The sequence below is a fragment of the Marinobacter sp. B-21 genome, assembly GCF_056857895.1.
In genome coordinates this window covers 1-14,918 of record NZ_JBSXNZ010000031.1, presented here as the reverse complement: position 1 = coordinate 14,918, position 14,918 = coordinate 1, and the positions used below count along the sequence as shown (strand labels likewise).

At 56.2% G+C, this 14,918-nt stretch carries 16 protein-coding genes; 5 read left to right on the top strand and 11 right to left on the bottom strand.

Annotated elements, in window-relative coordinates; genetic code table 11:
* Positions 1 to 335: 335 nt before the first annotated feature.
* Positions 336 to 746, bottom strand: a complete 411-nt coding sequence (locus tag AC13C0_RS01155) for an ACT domain-containing protein (protein WP_482953798.1) — start codon at positions 744 to 746, stop codon at positions 336 to 338.
* Positions 747 to 748: 2 nt separating this feature from the next.
* A complete protein-coding gene (locus tag AC13C0_RS01150) occupies positions 749 to 937 on the bottom strand; it encodes a hypothetical protein (protein ID WP_482953797.1) in 189 nt (62 codons plus the stop codon).
* A gap of 77 nt (positions 938 to 1,014) precedes the next feature.
* Between AC13C0_RS01150 and AC13C0_RS01145 the strand changes: the two genes are divergently transcribed.
* Positions 1,015 to 1,827 (top strand): amidohydrolase family protein, encoded by an 813-nt coding sequence (locus AC13C0_RS01145; protein WP_482953796.1) that lies wholly within the window; start codon positions 1,015 to 1,017, stop codon positions 1,825 to 1,827.
* Positions 1,828 to 2,296: 469 nt separating this feature from the next.
* A complete protein-coding gene (locus AC13C0_RS01140; protein WP_117617054.1) occupies positions 2,297 to 2,866 on the top strand; it encodes an NADPH-dependent FMN reductase in 570 nt (189 codons plus the stop codon).
* On the opposite strand, the gene AC13C0_RS01135 is transcribed toward AC13C0_RS01140, so the two are convergent.
* The 8 genes from AC13C0_RS01135 to AC13C0_RS01100 all read right to left on the bottom strand — a co-directional run bounded on the left by AC13C0_RS01135 (position 2,867) and on the right by AC13C0_RS01100 (position 10,565).
* Positions 2,867 to 3,730, bottom strand: coding sequence for an urea carboxylase-associated family protein (locus tag AC13C0_RS01135; protein WP_482953795.1), 864 nt, complete (start codon positions 3,728 to 3,730; stop codon positions 2,867 to 2,869).
* A gap of 124 nt (positions 3,731 to 3,854) precedes the next feature.
* The gene (locus AC13C0_RS01130; protein WP_117617052.1) at positions 3,855 to 4,586 is read right to left on the bottom strand and encodes an SDR family NAD(P)-dependent oxidoreductase; all 732 of its coding nucleotides are present in this window, start codon (positions 4,584 to 4,586) and stop codon (positions 3,855 to 3,857) included.
* Between the two features lie 43 nt (positions 4,587 to 4,629).
* Complete coding sequence (gene lpoB, locus AC13C0_RS01125; RefSeq protein ID WP_117617051.1) at positions 4,630 to 5,229, bottom strand: penicillin-binding protein activator LpoB; 600 nt, start codon at positions 5,227 to 5,229, stop codon at positions 4,630 to 4,632.
* 60 nt (positions 5,230 to 5,289) lie between these two features.
* Positions 5,290 to 5,694, bottom strand: coding sequence for a YcfL family putative periplasmic lipoprotein (locus tag AC13C0_RS01120; RefSeq protein WP_117617050.1), 405 nt, complete (start codon positions 5,692 to 5,694; stop codon positions 5,290 to 5,292).
* 10 nt (positions 5,695 to 5,704) lie between these two features.
* Positions 5,705 to 7,225, bottom strand: coding sequence for a COG3014 family protein (locus AC13C0_RS01115; protein ID WP_227539400.1), 1,521 nt, complete (start codon positions 7,223 to 7,225; stop codon positions 5,705 to 5,707).
* 161 nt (positions 7,226 to 7,386) lie between these two features.
* On the bottom strand, positions 7,387 to 9,612 hold the full coding sequence (locus tag AC13C0_RS01110; protein WP_482953794.1) for a PepSY domain-containing protein: 2,226 nt from the start codon (positions 9,610 to 9,612) through the stop codon (positions 7,387 to 7,389).
* Between the two features lie 22 nt (positions 9,613 to 9,634).
* Positions 9,635 to 10,105: a DUF2271 domain-containing protein gene (locus tag AC13C0_RS01105; protein WP_482953793.1), complete on the bottom strand. Its 471-nt coding sequence runs from the start codon at positions 10,103 to 10,105 to the stop codon at positions 9,635 to 9,637.
* Positions 10,106 to 10,163: 58 nt separating this feature from the next.
* Positions 10,164 to 10,565 (bottom strand): PepSY domain-containing protein, encoded by a 402-nt coding sequence (locus AC13C0_RS01100; RefSeq protein WP_482953792.1) that lies wholly within the window; start codon positions 10,563 to 10,565, stop codon positions 10,164 to 10,166.
* 186 nt (positions 10,566 to 10,751) lie between these two features.
* On the opposite strand from AC13C0_RS01100, the gene AC13C0_RS01095 reads away from it, so the two are divergent.
* Positions 10,752 to 11,417, top strand: a complete 666-nt coding sequence (locus AC13C0_RS01095; RefSeq protein ID WP_117617045.1) for a response regulator — start codon at positions 10,752 to 10,754, stop codon at positions 11,415 to 11,417.
* On the top strand, positions 11,407 to 12,735 hold the full coding sequence (locus AC13C0_RS01090; protein WP_482953791.1) for an ATP-binding protein: 1,329 nt from the start codon (positions 11,407 to 11,409) through the stop codon (positions 12,733 to 12,735). Before AC13C0_RS01095 ends, AC13C0_RS01090 begins: the two co-directional genes overlap by 11 nt.
* Positions 12,736 to 12,764: 29 nt before the next feature.
* Here AC13C0_RS01090 and AC13C0_RS01085 read toward each other — a convergent pair whose 3' ends face one another.
* Positions 12,765 to 14,228: a malate:quinone oxidoreductase gene (locus AC13C0_RS01085; protein ID WP_482953790.1), complete on the bottom strand. Its 1,464-nt coding sequence runs from the start codon at positions 14,226 to 14,228 to the stop codon at positions 12,765 to 12,767.
* Positions 14,229 to 14,454: 226 nt separating this feature from the next.
* Between AC13C0_RS01085 and AC13C0_RS01080 the strand changes: the two genes are divergently transcribed.
* Positions 14,455 to 14,814 carry a hypothetical protein gene (locus tag AC13C0_RS01080; RefSeq protein ID WP_482953789.1) on the top strand — a complete coding sequence of 120 codons (360 nt, stop codon included), beginning with the start codon at positions 14,455 to 14,457 and terminating at the stop codon, positions 14,812 to 14,814.
* Positions 14,815 to 14,918 lie beyond the last annotated feature (104 nt).

The window sequence follows — 14,918 nt, the reverse complement described above, 5'->3', positions numbered from 1 at the left end:
GTTGCCGGCACGCTCGGGGATGTATGGCAGCTCAAGACCGCAATGAAGGAAGAACAGGGGGGTTGAGCGCGATGTTACGGCAATGGGGCGAGTGTGGGTGAAGTTCTGCAAAACCGGGCAAAAACCCTGTCAAGAACTTTGTTCTGAGAATGAGCTGAATAGTTACGTTTGGGCAATTAAAAACTAGAGAGACTCTGAATTAGCCCCAAATGACCTGCCCCCGTTTTGATCCAGCCAGAGTTGGAAAAATCCGGCTGATGGCGCTGGACGACCACGGAAAGCACTAAAACCCGCGGCACCCACTATCGACCGACCGCTGTTTACGTTGCCCGGCTTTAGCCGCTGGGTTGGCTGGCCAGCCCCTTCAGTGCCTCCATGGCCTCATCAATTCGATCACTGGGCACGAAAATGTGGTCGTGATAAAACCCTGCGATGACATTGGTGGTAATGCCCCGGTCGGCAAGCAGGCTCGTTACCACGGATGTGAGGCCCAGAGCTTCAAGACTGGAGTGGCCTTCGAGCGTGATGCGGCGGAAGACTCTGTAGTAGTCCAGGTCCTCGGATTTGGCCTGTGCCAGAGGAATGACCAGAGTAAGACCTTCCAGTTCGGCAATGCTGACAATGGGTTTGAGCTTTTCCAGCTCACCATACTTTGCGCGAGCCACTGTGCAGTAGACATAGGACGTTGAGTCCAGTTTTGGCGAGAGCTGCTTGATTAAATCCTGGAGAAACTGTGTTTGCTTCATCTTTAACTCTGCGAGAGTTGGTCGGCCACAATGCGTTGGGAAACAGATCCCTTATCGGCAATGATCGCGAGCGTAGCGGCTTGGGCCGTTGTCAGGTCAGCCGCGTCGGCAAGTGCGGCGTCTGCGCGCGTCTTTAGCCGGTGGGCAGCGAGCTGCAGCAAGGAATAGAGCCTTTGATCGGATGCGGCCATGGATTTCCCCGGGGGACGGCAGGACTTCCTCTTAGGTACCCTACTACACACGTGTAGCAGTTTCAAAAGGAATCCTAATGAGTGCAATTGATGTGTGGTCACAAATACCAACCGAGCGCATGGCGCAAGAGCCTTGGCTAGAGCCCCTTCTGAGGTGGACAAAACAATCCGGAGCTCAAGTCGTTCCAACGGCGGAGTCCACCATTCAGGCGATGGACGAAGCGGGTATCGACATCTCAATTCTATCGGCATGGTACGGGCCGCAAGGTTCATTGATCAGCAATCAGGAAGTATCTGACCTGATTGATCATGCGCCAGTGAGATTCCGCGGTTTGGCGTCGGTTGACCTCAGTAAACCAATGCAGGCCGTTCGGGAAATCCGGAAGTGGGTTGATGGTGAAAAGTTTGTCGGGGTTCGGGTCGTGCCCTGGCTCTGGGATTTGCCACCCAATGATCGCCGGTATTACCCGATATACGCGGCCTGCGTTGATCTTGGCGTTCCATTCTGTACCCAGGTTGGCCACACAGGACCACTTTTGCGTTCGGAAACCGGAAGGCCAATCCCCTACCTCGAGGATGTCTTGCTGGATTTTCCAGAGTTGGTTGTGGTTGGAGGCCATGTGGGGTTTCCCTGGATCGACGAACTTATATCTCTAACGATCAAGTTCCCCAACTTCCACGTTGACACTTCTGCCTATGCGGTTCACCGACTACCGCCAAATTTCATCGAGTACATGAAAACGATTGGCTCGAAACGTGTCATGTTCGGAACCAACTGGCCAATGCTCTCGCCAGCGCAGTGTCTGAAGCATCTGGAAAGCCTGGCGTTATCGGAGGAACAAAAAAACGCCTTTTTGTCTGGAAATGCTCGACGGGTCTTCAGTCTATGACCGATGTTCCGTGACCTCCCTCATTTTTCGTCAGCCTTCCTTTCCCCGCGACCTTGAGCTAGTTTTAAGTCTTAAGCTGCATTTCCCGCATTGTTCACCGCTTCATACCGGTTAACGGAGATCAATGGTGAGTAATCCAACCAGGTCCATCGAACTTGACTGCCACATTGCCCAGAACTGTGGTGCCATAGAGCTAATCATTCAGCTAAGAAAGAGAGATCTTGGTGGGTTTTTTCCTCCTTGAAAGGACAGTCGCTCGAACTCCCCTATGCTGTTGAGCGCGCAATCTATGTCGCTCAGGGAGCGCTCAAAGCAGCGGATACCGACATCCGCGAATTCGCGATGGCCGTATCTGGCGACCCGCTTAAACTTCAGCAATTTACGATGAACTGTGAAGGCTTTATCTTAATTGGACTCACTTCTGGGCTCTTCTTGGCGCCAGCAAAAAAACAATGGTTAAGGATCTACAATGGCACTCAAACTTCATACAATCATCTGCAGTACCCGCCCCGGAAGGGTTGGACCATCTATCGCCAAATGGTTCAATGAGTTCGCCAATGCCGACGGGCGCTTTGAGTCCAAACTGATCGACCTGGCGGACTTCCAACTACCGATCTACAACGAACCCAATCATCCGCGCCTACAAAAATACGAGCACGATCATACCAAGGCTTGGTCAAAAAGCGTCGATGAAGCGGACGCCTACGTTTACGTTATCCCTGAGTACAACTATTGCCCACCCTCCTCGTTCACAAACGCACTGGATTACGTTTACAACGAGTGGAATTACAAACCGTGCGGATTCGTGAGTTACGGTGGCGTATCAGGAGGCCTGCGTTCTGCACAACTTGCAAAACAGCTGGTAACAACCTTGAAGATGATGCCGATGATGGAGGGAGTGATGGTACAGATGCCCTGGAATTTGCTGGATGAGAATAAAGTGTTCCAGGCAAATGAGCACCATGAGACTTCTGGGAAAGCGATGCTTGAGGAACTGGAAAAATGGGCCCAGGCCTTACAGGCGATCCGTCAGGGGTGACTAACCCTGTTTCTTGATGGCCGCCCAATCCACGCTGGGATTCTGGCGCCCATGCTTCCCTTTGTAAGGAGCATAGTCCGGGGACGCCCAGTTCCTCAGAAGCTCCGGCTTGACCCGATAAACCTCCACCCCCAGCGGATGACAGGTTTGTAGGGGATCCTTGGCGTTTTCGCCCCAGAGATCCACCGAGAGATCTCCGCCCGGACAACAGGACATCGCACACAGCAAGTCAATCTCGGCGAAAAACTCAAGATAGTCCCCTTTTCGCGCCGGGCAGGCTTTCATGAAGTACTGATCATCCTTGTTAAGACCGGTGCACTGGAAGATGTTCAGAACATCGTGGACATCAAATTCCGTCAGCCCGAACGGCTCCACGGCTCGCACCAGATTTGAATGACAGTGGAAGTCAAAATCCTCGCCAGTCAGCAGGCGATTCACATACGGGTCGCACCGCGTCCCCAACAGATCATGAACCCGACCACCTTCACTATCTACCCCGTAATTCGCGAGCGTATCGTCAATAATGGTCGCCATCGGTCGCAGGTACGGCAGGGTAGACCATAGCCGGTCATAGGTGCTGACATGAGCCCGCTGCAACTGCCGGGTACGGGACGCCCACATCCGCTCCCGTGGGTTATGCAGGCTCCACATATTGAAGTCGCCAACCTGCGACCCATCGATAATCTTTACCCGAAACACATGGCCCGCGGGCACCTTCCATGCAAGACCATCTCTCACGGGAACCGTGTACGTGGCCACCAGTTCACGTTTCGTGCTGGCATCAGTCAAGGTGTCGTAGAACGCTTTATCGACATCCAGTACGGAGCCTTTGTTTGCCCGGTACGCTGCAGCAACGTCAGACATTTCAGTTTCTCCTTCTAATAGGGGGGCGCCTGCGCCATCGCCTCCATCACCTCATCCGCATCGAAGCCGGCCTTGCTGAGCGCATCCACCAGAACCTCGCGGGATGAAATGTGTGGGTAATGAGCTACCAGGATTCCGAGAAAGGACGGGCATCCTGCTCGAAGGTCCAGGCGGAGCGAGGCTGCCTATGGAGCTGCCAGTAGATTTCCGCGAGGTCGTCCGGCTCAACGATGCCCCCATCTCCCTTGCTGGCATAAAGGTCAGGCAGAAATTCAGCGGTTGCCTCGTTGCGGATGAGCCCGTCAACAACCACGTGGGCGACATGGATACCCTGTGGCCCCAGCTCCCTGGCCATACTTTGGGCCAGGGCCCTCAAGGCATGTTTGCCACCGGCAAAGGCCGCAAAGCCACGGCCACCTCTGAGGCTGGCCGATGCACCGGTGAACAGGATAGTGCCTTCGTTGCGAGCCAGCATCTTTTTCGCCACTTCCCGCCCGACCAGAAACCCTGCCAGCGCACACATTTCCCAGACTTTCCGGTAAACCCGGGTGGTGGTCTCGCAGATGTCGAACCGGACGTTTCCACCCACATTGAACACGGCAACCCGAATGGGACCCAGCTCGGCTTCCACCTGATCGATCAGTTCGCTGACCTGTGCCTCGTCACGGGCATCGGAGTGAATCGCCGTCGCACTGGAGCCCAGCGCAGTGATTTCGGCCCTCAGTCCATCCAGATCGCCCCGGCGACGGGTGATTACAAGATGAAAGCCTTCCCGCGCAAAACGCCGGGCTATGGCCGACCCGAGATGGTCGCCGGCCCCGATCACCACTGCGATTGGCTTGTCTGTGGTAGCCATTTTATTCTCCTGATCCATGCGCGTTGCGGAATTCCCTTCCCGGTCACCAGGCCACGCCCTTATCCGACCCCCTCTTGATAATCGGCGTTTCATTTTCCCAGATGGCCAGGCCATTCTGGAGGTCGGTGAGGCTGAGCTGGAAGTAGTATTCCACCTGTTGTTCGTCTTTCACTTTATGATTGCGCTGGATGATCTTGCCGGACAGGCTCAGGTCCGGCGCTTTTAACGTGCCCTTTTTCTGCACGCCGGACTGGTCGAATTCCTCGGAATTGCGCAGTTCACGGGCCTTTTCATTCATGGCGTCTTCGGCGCCATCAACGCCGACGGCGGTGGTTGTGATGACTTTGCCGGAGCGCAGCAGCCCCACCCGGATCTTTTTCACCAGTTGATCCGTATCGATGCGCTGCATGGTGTCGTTGACGATCCGGCTCACGGCCATCACGTAGCGATCGCCGCTGGGGTTGTCAACGGCGCCGCTGGAGAGCAGGTCCTGCAACGCGGCATCGGCGGCCCGCTCAAAGTCGCGGTAGTCCATAGTCATGGCAACCGCGCCATCATCGGCTGCCGGGTCGATGTAACGTGTTGGGGTCGCGCAGGCGGCCAGGAGTGTTGAACACAAAACGACGGGCACCCATTTATTCATTACTCATTCCTTTTCGCATAACGCACAATGACAGTTTTATGGACGGCGATATCATCCGGCTCAGGGTTCGCGGTCCTCACGTAAGTGAAGTTGGTAGCTGACGACCTTTTCATGTGGCGCTGTCGCCGTAAAGAAGCGGGTCTGGTTCGGGAGCACGCGGGCGGGACGATACCCTTCACCGACACCGGGCACGACCATGCCCTCTGCATCAAACCAGGTGACAGCCCATTCCATCAGCGTGTCCTGATACGCCTGCACCGCGAACTGGATTTTGAGCAGATCGCCGCCGCCCGGCATGTCGATCCGCTTTTCGAGCAACTCTGTCACCGTCACAAAGCCCCCGATCTCAGGATCGACCCGGAGATCGTCGCGCTGCACGACTTCCCTTTCCGGCTGTATGGGCGCGCAGGCGCCCAGCAAACTGGTCACGAGTATCAGAACGGCTAACTGCATCATTCTGGACATAGTGTCTCTCCTATAAAGGTGCGGACGTCTGGTTCGAGGGGGCTGGCAGCACCAGGCGTTGTCCGGGATTGTTCCCTTGCAGATCCAGTAACATTACCGTAGCCGGGCTGACCATGGTAGGCCGTTTGACGTAAATCAGCGTGAACGGTTGATCCGGCACCTTTATCCGGCCCAGCAACCCCTGCTGGCTGTCTTTCAGGGTGAGGTTGCCGTCGGCCGGTCGCTCAAGCCGGGCAACCTCCCAGTGATCCGGCAGGGCCTGCCAGCCCCGCAGGTCGGCCTGGGTGGTGGCCAGGGTGTAGATAATTGAGCCAATCTGGCCAACAGCGCCCAGTTGTTCGGTGGCCTGATACTGCATGACTCCCTTTACCACGGCCGCTGAAATTGCGCGGGTCAGGATGCCGGGGAAGCGCGCCTGCATTTCCGTACGAATGACCCTGCCCATCTGGGCCATGGTGTCCGTGTTCACTGACGGGCCGTCACCGGAACTGGCAATCAGGTTGCCGGGCACAGCGCGGCGGTCTTTGTAGCGCGGGAGCGCGATGGCGGCGAAAATCAGTGATGGTCGATCCCGGGGAGTCACAATGAGCGGTACGTCAAAGCGAACTTCCTCGAGTACCGGCCCCAGGCCGTTTTCGTAGAGCACCCAGACCATGGGCGGCAACTCTTCCCGCCGGAGCTTGCCTGCAGCCAGTGACTGAGCCAGTCGGGCATCAACCGCCAGCGTTGGATTGCCCGGCGTCATACGGGCAACCCGCTCGAAGGAACTGACCGCTCGATCAATATCCGACTGGCCGTTACCCGCAGCGAGAAAATACAGGCCGTGCAGGTAGGTACTGACCGGCACGATATAATCGGCATACACAGCCCAACCCGCCGGATCACCGTAGCGGTCCTCCAGCACTGAGCGGAATTCCCTGCTTTCAGCGTTGCGGCGCACTGAGGCGGCATTAGTGGGCCCGGACTGTACCGCCTCGCGCTGGGCCCGAATATCTTCGGAAAAATAATCCACCGCACGCCGGGTCCGGTCATCGGCCCGGTTGAATTCTACCCGGGCAAAGTCGCTGTTGCCCTTTGCCAGAAAGGACAGCCCCTTGTAGGTATTCACCAGAATGGCCTCAGACATCAGCGCCCGGTAATCCCGCGATGATTCGTTAACCAGTACCGAGGCGACCTTTCCCATAGCGGAAGAAGCCACCGTTTGGGTATCCAGGTACTTCATGCCAGACTCCGCCTGGTCAAAGGCGCTGATGGCGGCATCGTAATCGCCCGCCAGGCGGTAGGCTTCGCCCAGGTGCAGCAGTTCCAGTACCCTATCGCCGGAACGGCCATTCTGCCCGCTGTCTTCCTTTTTCGTCGGCAATGCCATGGCGTTGGCGGCAGACTGATAATTACCCCGATCGTATGCGCTATTAAAGGTTGCCATCCGGTCACGCTGCTGGAAGGCGGAACAGCCCACAATGCCCGGCAGGAGGATCATTGCTATGGAGAGGTTCAAAAAACGGCTTGGCAATCGGCTGTTCAACATCATTATCCCGAGCGGCGCCTGGAACTGGCAGGTCTGATAGAGAGTCCGAAGTCATTGGCTTTGCCCCCTCATGGGTGAGGAAGAAAACCGCAGTTCGGACTCAGCTATGGCAAGAATACATCAAGTGAACCGGATATGTTTCCGGACCACACTATCGATGGCCCTCAGTAGACATCCTCCAGATACCGCCCCTCGGCTCTGAGAGTTTCCACATCGGTGCGCAATGGCTCGAGAATGTCTTCAATGACCTGCATTACCCCTGCTGCCATATCCCGGCCACCACAGACCAGAATCTGAGCCCCCTTTTCAACCATCTGACGCACAGCGATCTGATCCTGCCTGAGCTTATCCTGAACATAGACACGCTCGTCAGATCGGGAAAACGCCGTATTCAGTGCCGTCAGCCGATGATCTTCAAGGTAGCGCCCCAGCTCGGGTTGATACAGAAAATCCGACTGCGAACTGCGCCCGCCCCAATAAAGATACATAGGATGACGTTCGGTATTTTTCCGGATAAAACCGGTCAGCGGGCCAATCCCTGCACCGGCACCAATCAGAATAATCGGGGTGTTACCAGTCGCCGGCCGGAAGTCAGGGTTATGGCGGATAAAGCCATCGATACAATCCCCCGGCCTGAGCTCGTGTAAATATCCGGAGCAAAGACCACCAGGCTGTTTGCGTACGCATATCTCCAGAATCCCGTCACTGGCAGAGGATGCCAAAGAGTAAAATCGCGCGGCCTGCCCATGCGGAGGCATGACACCAAGCAGATCGCCCGCTTCAAATGGTGGCAGAACTCCCTGCGCTCGGGAGAGAAACTTCGGCCACCGGCCCCGGCCTGGCTCTGCCGCCCTGAAACGCAGGATGCTGGTCGGTGCCTGCACGGCGAGCCCGTAATCGGCCCGCTCCACTAGTTCCAGCTTTACCGTGGGCGGCGGCAACGGATCGTGGCTCAGCGAAAGCGGAGTCCCGATAAGCTCACCGACCTTGTCTCCCCATTCGCTGAATTGCGTGGCGGAACACCGGTCAATCAGCTCAATGGTCTGCAATTGGCTCAGGCCTTTACTGGCGAGCGCCCCATCCACGTCCAAGGCAAATTGACAGAAATTCGGGAACTGGCTGTCACCAAAGCCCAGAACAGCATATTTCAGGGTCTTCCCGCCCCTGAAATCACTGAGTCTGGCCATGAACCGGCGAGCGGACGCCGGCGCGTCGCCGTCGCCATAGGTCGAGGTCAGTACAAAAAGCAGGGAGGCCTGCGGATAATGGTCAGCCAATGCATTCATCTCGCCGCAATGCACGCGAAAACCTGCCTTGTTCAGGCTACCATGGAGCTCCCGGGCAAACCCCCTGGTGGTATTACCTTCGGAACCGACGAGGATAATAGCTTCAGCCTGAGAGACATCGGCATTGTCCGGAATCTGCCCTGACGACCGGCGGCGTCGCCACCAGATGCTTATCCCTGTCACCGAGAGCACCGGCACGGTCAGCGCCGCAGCTCCGAGAATCAAACCCAGCCACCACAGGCCCTCGCCGGTATGCAAACTGACCATCCACTGCTGGAACACGCTACCGCCAGAGCGGGGCTGGTACTTCAGCAGCTCACCGGTCGCCTGATCAACAAACCCGGAACCGCCGCTGGTGGCCAGTGAATAGACATCCTGCGGGTCATCGGGATAGGGAAACACCAATTCCCGAAATTCGCTGAGGTCTACCTCCGAGAGGGCGCCCAGCGTTGCCACCGGAGCCGGTTGTCCACCAGAGACCTCAGCAGGAAAAGTCGGCCCGGTTTCGGGAGTTTCCGGCAGCAAACCAAAGCGCTGTGCCGACATATAACTGCCGGTCAATGCCGACAGCAGCAACCCGAGAACGGCAAACCGGGCCAGTTCGGAATGAATCCGTTTGCCGCCGGAACCGGCGAATGGCCGTAACAATGCCTTCCAGCCGCCGGTCCGACGGACCAGCAGCAGAATTCCGGAGATGCAGAGAAGTAGCATTACGGCGGCCATCACCCCGGCCAGCCCCCGGCCCGCGTCATCCAGCAGAAACGAGCGATGCAGGTCCCTGATCCAGATAAAAAAGGCCGATGGCTCATAGGGCGCAATACCTTCGCCAGTCAAGGGATTAACCAGATCCGCCCCGGGCTGGCCGTCACGGCTGTAATAAACGACGACTCCACCGGAAGGGCCGCGCACAATCTGTTCGGTTCCCGGGTAATGGGCCACGACCCGTCCTGCCAGCTCCGCCACGCTCACCTCGCCAGCAGCCGGGATCACCGCTGCCGCCCTGTCCATGGCGGGCGCCAGGGCCAGTACCGCCCCGGTGACGGCAAGCGTCACCAGGAACAACGCCACTAGCAGACCCGGTAAACCGTGCAATTGTCGCAACATAGCCTTGGCTCCTGTCAGTCCGTTAAAAATCGTAGCGGAAGGAGCGAACATAACCACGCCCGGTGACCGGCTTGCCGGAACCGTCAGTGGTCAGTGGTACGGCGACATCCGCCCGGTTGTCCCGCATGTCTTCAACAGCGGTGTCGATACGGATCTCATAGCCCTTGTCGATCAGCGCATCGTCCAGGTTCAGGGTGATTTTCAGGGTGCGCCCGCTGGTTATACTGGCTCCGGTCAGGCCATCGTACTCAGCCGGATTCAATCCGCTGCCACGGGCCCAGCCACTCAGGTGCTTGTAGTATTTGGATTTTTTCCCCGCAACCCAGAGAGTCCCCTGATATTTGCCGGAAGCATCCGTAAGGTAAAGCGCCAGGTAGGCGCCATCGCCACCGTAGTTGAGTAACTCAGTCGTAAAGGTCACTTCACGAGCCTGTGCAAGAGCGGGTAAAGCAACCGCTATAGCCATGGCCAGAGCAAAAAAGATCTTTTTCATACAGTCTCTCCGATAGAAACGTACAACGCGTTAAACAAGAACGGACAGGATTGGCGGATTATTCGACCGTCACACTCGGGCGACCCTTGACGACGCCATTTCGCGGAACCGGCGTCTCGCCAGCACCCTGGCCGCCATCACGCGCCTTTGTCCGGTAGTCTCCATCGCTGTCATCATCGTCATCGCCTTCCTCTTCCTCTCGCTCCATATCCATCAATATCAGGGAGGCGGGTCCGAAAGAGGCCTCGGCCCGGTTACCCTCCGGGTCACGGCCCTTTACCTCATAACAGCCGTCATCCACCTTGATGCGGTATACCGTCCAGCCCTCGGCTTCCAGTTTCTGGCGCAGGTTTTCCCGGGGCTGCCAATTGGCCACCGGGTCATCACAGTCATCGTCAGCCAGCAGAGGCGTACTCAGAAATAGCAGAGCGAGGGATATAATCACGGGTTTGGTCTTCATGGGATGTCTCCTGTTGAATCCACAATGAATACCCTATGAGGTTTTCCTGACACTGGCCTGAACGCGGCCAATCATGGACATCTTCCACCGTGTTAAAGTCACGAACGCAAACTGTCCGCGCCATTCAGGCTGCTGTCAGGTCCTGGCTGTAGTATCTTTTTCCCAGAACTGGATCAGAGGTGAACTATGCGGGTACTGTTGGTTGAGGATACTGCAGGGCTCGGCGAGGCAGTGCGGGATCAGATCGCGGATGACGGCCACGCGGTAGACTGGGTGCAAACCCTGGCCTTTGCCGAAGCCAGTGTTCAGACCACGGCTTACGACCTGATTCTGCTCGACCTGATGCTTCCGGACGGCCATGGCTTCGGTTTCCTGAGGAAGCTAAGGGCAACCGGAAACACGACTCCCGTAATCATCCTTACTGCCCGGGATCAGGTGTCTGACCGGATTGAAGGACTGAACGCCGGCGCCGACGACTATCTGGTAAAGCCCTTTGATCTTTCCGAGCTGTCGGCCCGTGTGGCAGCGGTAGCCCGTCGTTACCGGGGCAACCCGAGTCCACGGATACGCGTGGGTCATCTGGAGGTGGATCTTGGTGATCATCGCATCAGTCGCGACGGCAAACCGGTGGAGCTTACCGCTCGGGAGTGGGCACTGTTCGAGGGCTTCATCCAGCGACCCGGAATGTTATTATCACGGTCGCAGCTGGAGGATCGCCTTTACGCCTTCGGGGCAGAAATCGAAAGTAACACCATCGAGGTTTATGTCAGCCGTTTGCGTAAAAAACTGGGTCGGGACGCCATCATAACGGTCCGGGGCATGGGCTATCGCCTGGAAACACATGACCAATAGAACCAGCTTACAGAAAAACCTCGGCATCGGCCTCACACTCGGCGTCACCCTTCTCTGGCTGTTAGGCGTTACAGCTTCCGGACTCGTGGCACAGCACGAAATGAATGAGGTTTTCGACAGTGCTCTGGAAGAAACAGCCCAACGCATTCTGCCGCTGGCCGTTACCGACATCCTGAACCGGGAAACTGGCACCGGAAACCAACGGGCCCCTGCCCTGAAAGACCATGACGAATACCTCACTTACCTGGTCCGGGACGAACAAGGCAACCTCCTGCTCCAGTCCCACGATGCCGACCCCCGGGTTTTTGGCACATTACCCGGGGAAGGGTTTTCAAACACGTCCACACACCGGATCTACGGAGCATCTGCCGTCAGTGACACCATCTACATTGAGGTGGCGGAACCCCTGGCTCACCGGCGCGAAGCTGCGTTGGAGGCGGGTCTGGCATTGCTGATGCCTCTGATTTTCCTGATTCCGGTCAGCCTTCTGGGTGTCTGGTGGATGGTCCGGCTTTCCCTGCGCAAGGTGGTCGAATTCCAGCAATCGATAGAATCCCGGGGCGCTGGAGACCTGTCCCCCGTTGCGGGCGATCAGTTACCAAAAGAATTTGAGCCGATCGCCGTTGCCGTCAACCGGTTGCTGGCACGATTGCACCGCGCTCTTGAGGCAGAACGGAGTTTTACGGCCAACAGCGCCCATGAATTGCGGACACCACTGGCAACTGCACTCGCCAAAGTGCAGCGACTGAAAACCCAGGTACAGAGTAATCAATTGAAGAATAATGTTGCCGAGATTGAGGAAGCTCTGCGCAGCCTGTCAATGCTGTCCGGAAAACTGCTCGAGCTGGCGAAAGCCGAAGGAGGGGGCGCAATATCGCAAAGTCGGCACAACCTTGTGCCAATACTGGCGATGATCGTTGCTGATTTTGAAGGTCAGGTACCGGGTCGAATCATCCTGAACCTGCCCGAGAGTGAAGTGAACTCCTTCCTCGATCCCGATGCCTTTGCCATCCTGGTGCGCAACCTGATTGAGAATGCCCTCAGGCATGGCTCCCATAAACAGCCTGTGGAGGTCAGCATGGTAAACGATGGCACGCTGAGAGTATGTAATGGCGGTAACATCGTGCCACCGGAACAGCTCGCCCTGTTACGGAACCGGTTTGCACGCTCAAAAACGGATGCGGCCGGTTCCGGCCTGGGCCTGGCCATTGCGGATGCTATTGCCACGGGTGCGGGCCTGACATTGCACTTGCGTTCGCCGGCAACAGGACGCCAGGACGGTTTTGAAGCGGAGCTTAATGTGGCAGGCGCCCGGTAAGTCCGCAGTATTGGCAGCGTGGGCCGATCTCATTGTGCCCTTGACTGGGTTATTCCCAACTGCCTGTTGACCGCATCCCGAATCTCCCGGTAACGATCGGGATTATTGATCAATGCGTCAAGATCATCCTCGGGAAAAATCTCTTTCTTCTTTATCCTGGCTTGCTCTTTGGCAAAGATGGACGGCAACAATTGTTCCAGACAGCGCAACATAACCTCGGGCGAAACCGACGCCCCGGGCGATGCCCCCAGTAACGTCCCGTAGGTTTTGTCCCTGGACACGAGGATTTCCGTGCCCATTTGCAGATCCCCATCCTTGATGATTTGCACTCGCTGGCCTGCTTCAACCGGTTTCCAGTTAAACTTTTTACTCAATCCCGGGGCAAAGTTGTCCAGTTCTTTAAACATGCTTTTTTCGCCCTTGAACGTCTCTGAAACCAGATATTTAACCAGTGGGAAATGCTCCAGGACGACATTCAGCAAGCCGGGGATGTCATGCAGACGCATCGAACCAAGGTAATCCAGAAGTCCACGACCTTTCTCAAGAACCGGTTTGAATGACGCGAAAGGACCAAACAACAAGTAGTACTGACCCTCCGCCACCCGCAAATCCAGATGCGGCACGGACATGGGCGGTGCGCCAACCTTCGCCTTACCATAGGTTTTAGCCCGGTAATGATCGGCCTGCTCGGCGCTGATCGGGGCCTGCAGGAAGCGGCCACCCACCGGGAAGCCGGTAAACCGTTTCGCAAAAGGCAAGTGGCTCTTTTTCAGGATCGGAAAGGCACCGCCGCCGGCGCCCACAAACAGCACATCCGACTTGTACCGGCTTGCAACTCCCCTGCTTTTCGTTTCGACAAGCCAGGTTCCGGACGGACTACGATGTACACGCTTTACATGGGTGCCGTATTGGATTTTCACGCCCAGATCTTTGACGGCATACTCGGCCATTTGCTCCGTCAGGGCGCCAAAATTAACATCCGTCCCCGTTTCAATAACGGTAGCCGCCATTTTTTCATGGCGGGGCCGTTCCTCCATGGCGTAAGGAATCCAGCTCTTTATTTCATCGAAATCCTCTGAGTAACGCATGTGCTCAAAAAAATGATGAGCGGACATTTCCTTGAACCGCAACCGCAGTTCTTCAATCGCAGATTCGGAAACAATGGTGCAGTGTTTGGTCTGGTTGATGAACGACGAGGGGTCCTTGACGGCGCCCTTTTCGATCAGGTAGGCCCAGAACTGCTTGGCAACGTTGAACTGGGCGTGGATCTTCAAGGCTTTTTCAACCGAAATGACCTCTGCATCCACCGGGGTATAGTTCAGCTCGCAGTTCGCTTCGTGCCCCGTACCGGCGTTGTTGAATACCCAGGAGTTCCCTGCTCCCGGACCGTCCAGTCTTTCCAGAATGGTGATATCCAGTTCGGGGGCCAGTTCTTTCGCCAGGATGGCGAACGTGGTACCCATAATCCCTGCGCCTATGACGATTACGTTCATAAAGTCTGCTCACCGGTCTGAATTTTTCTGACAGTAGTCAACAAAGTCTTCTGGCTCGAAAGTACCATGTTTTCGGCATACCCTGAACACCGTTCAAGGCAGACCTTTCGCAGATATCAGCAGGCCGTGAATTGATACACAAGACCCAAAACGAATGGGAGTATGGCCAGGCAAATTATGCGAATACTGTTTTTCACCTTCGCCCGGATAATAATAAGGAACAACCATGCGTTTTCTCCTCTTGGCTCTTCTGCTGGTAAGCCCCCTGTGTTTCAGTAAAACCGTCGTTATCATCCAAAGCTATCACATCGAGTACAAATGGGACGCGGATTACATCGCCGCTGTTCAGTCAGTACTTGGCGACGACCATAAAATTCATATTCTCGAGCTGGACACGAAGCGTCTGCCCAAGGCCGAATGGCCCCAAAAAGTTGAAATAACGCAGCAAGCCATCGCGAAAATCAATCCGGACGTCGCTATTCTTGGTGATGACAACGCCTTTTCGTTAATGGCCGCGCATCTGGTTGAAAAGAATATTCCCGTTGTCTTCCTAGTGTCCCTTAACAAAAGTTCGTCTTATTATTGAGCTTGTCAGATAGGCGCGCGATTGACTCAATGATTTGATCGGCGGTTTTACGCCAGACAAACGGTTTGGGATCGTCATTATACGTTGCAAGGTAGTCCTTGATT

Bases quoted from the DNA above. Each gene is read 5' to 3' on its own strand.
- AC13C0_RS01155 (WP_482953798.1), bottom strand. From the start codon at position 746: ATGAAGCAAACACAGTTTCTCCAGGATTTAATCAAGCAGCTCTCGCCA.
- AC13C0_RS01150 (WP_482953797.1), bottom strand. From the start codon at position 937: ATGGCCGCATCCGATCAAAGGCTCTATTCCTTGCTGCAGCTCGCTGCC.
- AC13C0_RS01145 (WP_482953796.1), top strand. From the start codon at position 1,015: ATGAGTGCAATTGATGTGTGGTCACAAATACCAACCGAGCGCATGGCG.
- AC13C0_RS01140 (WP_117617054.1), top strand. From the start codon at position 2,297: ATGGCACTCAAACTTCATACAATCATCTGCAGTACCCGCCCCGGAAGG.
- AC13C0_RS01135 (WP_482953795.1), bottom strand. From the start codon at position 3,730: ATGTCTGACGTTGCTGCAGCGTACCGGGCAAACAAAGGCTCCGTACTG.
- AC13C0_RS01130 (WP_117617052.1), bottom strand. From the start codon at position 4,586: ATGGCTACCACAGACAAGCCAATCGCAGTGGTGATCGGGGCCGGCGAC.
- lpoB (WP_117617051.1), bottom strand. From the start codon at position 5,229: ATGAATAAATGGGTGCCCGTCGTTTTGTGTTCAACACTCCTGGCCGCC.
- AC13C0_RS01120 (WP_117617050.1), bottom strand. From the start codon at position 5,694: ATGTCCAGAATGATGCAGTTAGCCGTTCTGATACTCGTGACCAGTTTG.
- AC13C0_RS01115 (WP_227539400.1), bottom strand. From the start codon at position 7,225: ATGATGTTGAACAGCCGATTGCCAAGCCGTTTTTTGAACCTCTCCATA.
- AC13C0_RS01110 (WP_482953794.1), bottom strand. From the start codon at position 9,612: ATGTTGCGACAATTGCACGGTTTACCGGGTCTGCTAGTGGCGTTGTTC.
- AC13C0_RS01105 (WP_482953793.1), bottom strand. From the start codon at position 10,105: ATGAAAAAGATCTTTTTTGCTCTGGCCATGGCTATAGCGGTTGCTTTA.
- AC13C0_RS01100 (WP_482953792.1), bottom strand. From the start codon at position 10,565: ATGAAGACCAAACCCGTGATTATATCCCTCGCTCTGCTATTTCTGAGT.
- AC13C0_RS01095 (WP_117617045.1), top strand. From the start codon at position 10,752: ATGCGGGTACTGTTGGTTGAGGATACTGCAGGGCTCGGCGAGGCAGTG.
- AC13C0_RS01090 (WP_482953791.1), top strand. From the start codon at position 11,407: ATGACCAATAGAACCAGCTTACAGAAAAACCTCGGCATCGGCCTCACA.
- AC13C0_RS01085 (WP_482953790.1), bottom strand. From the start codon at position 14,228: ATGAACGTAATCGTCATAGGCGCAGGGATTATGGGTACCACGTTCGCC.
- AC13C0_RS01080 (WP_482953789.1), top strand. From the start codon at position 14,455: ATGCGTTTTCTCCTCTTGGCTCTTCTGCTGGTAAGCCCCCTGTGTTTC.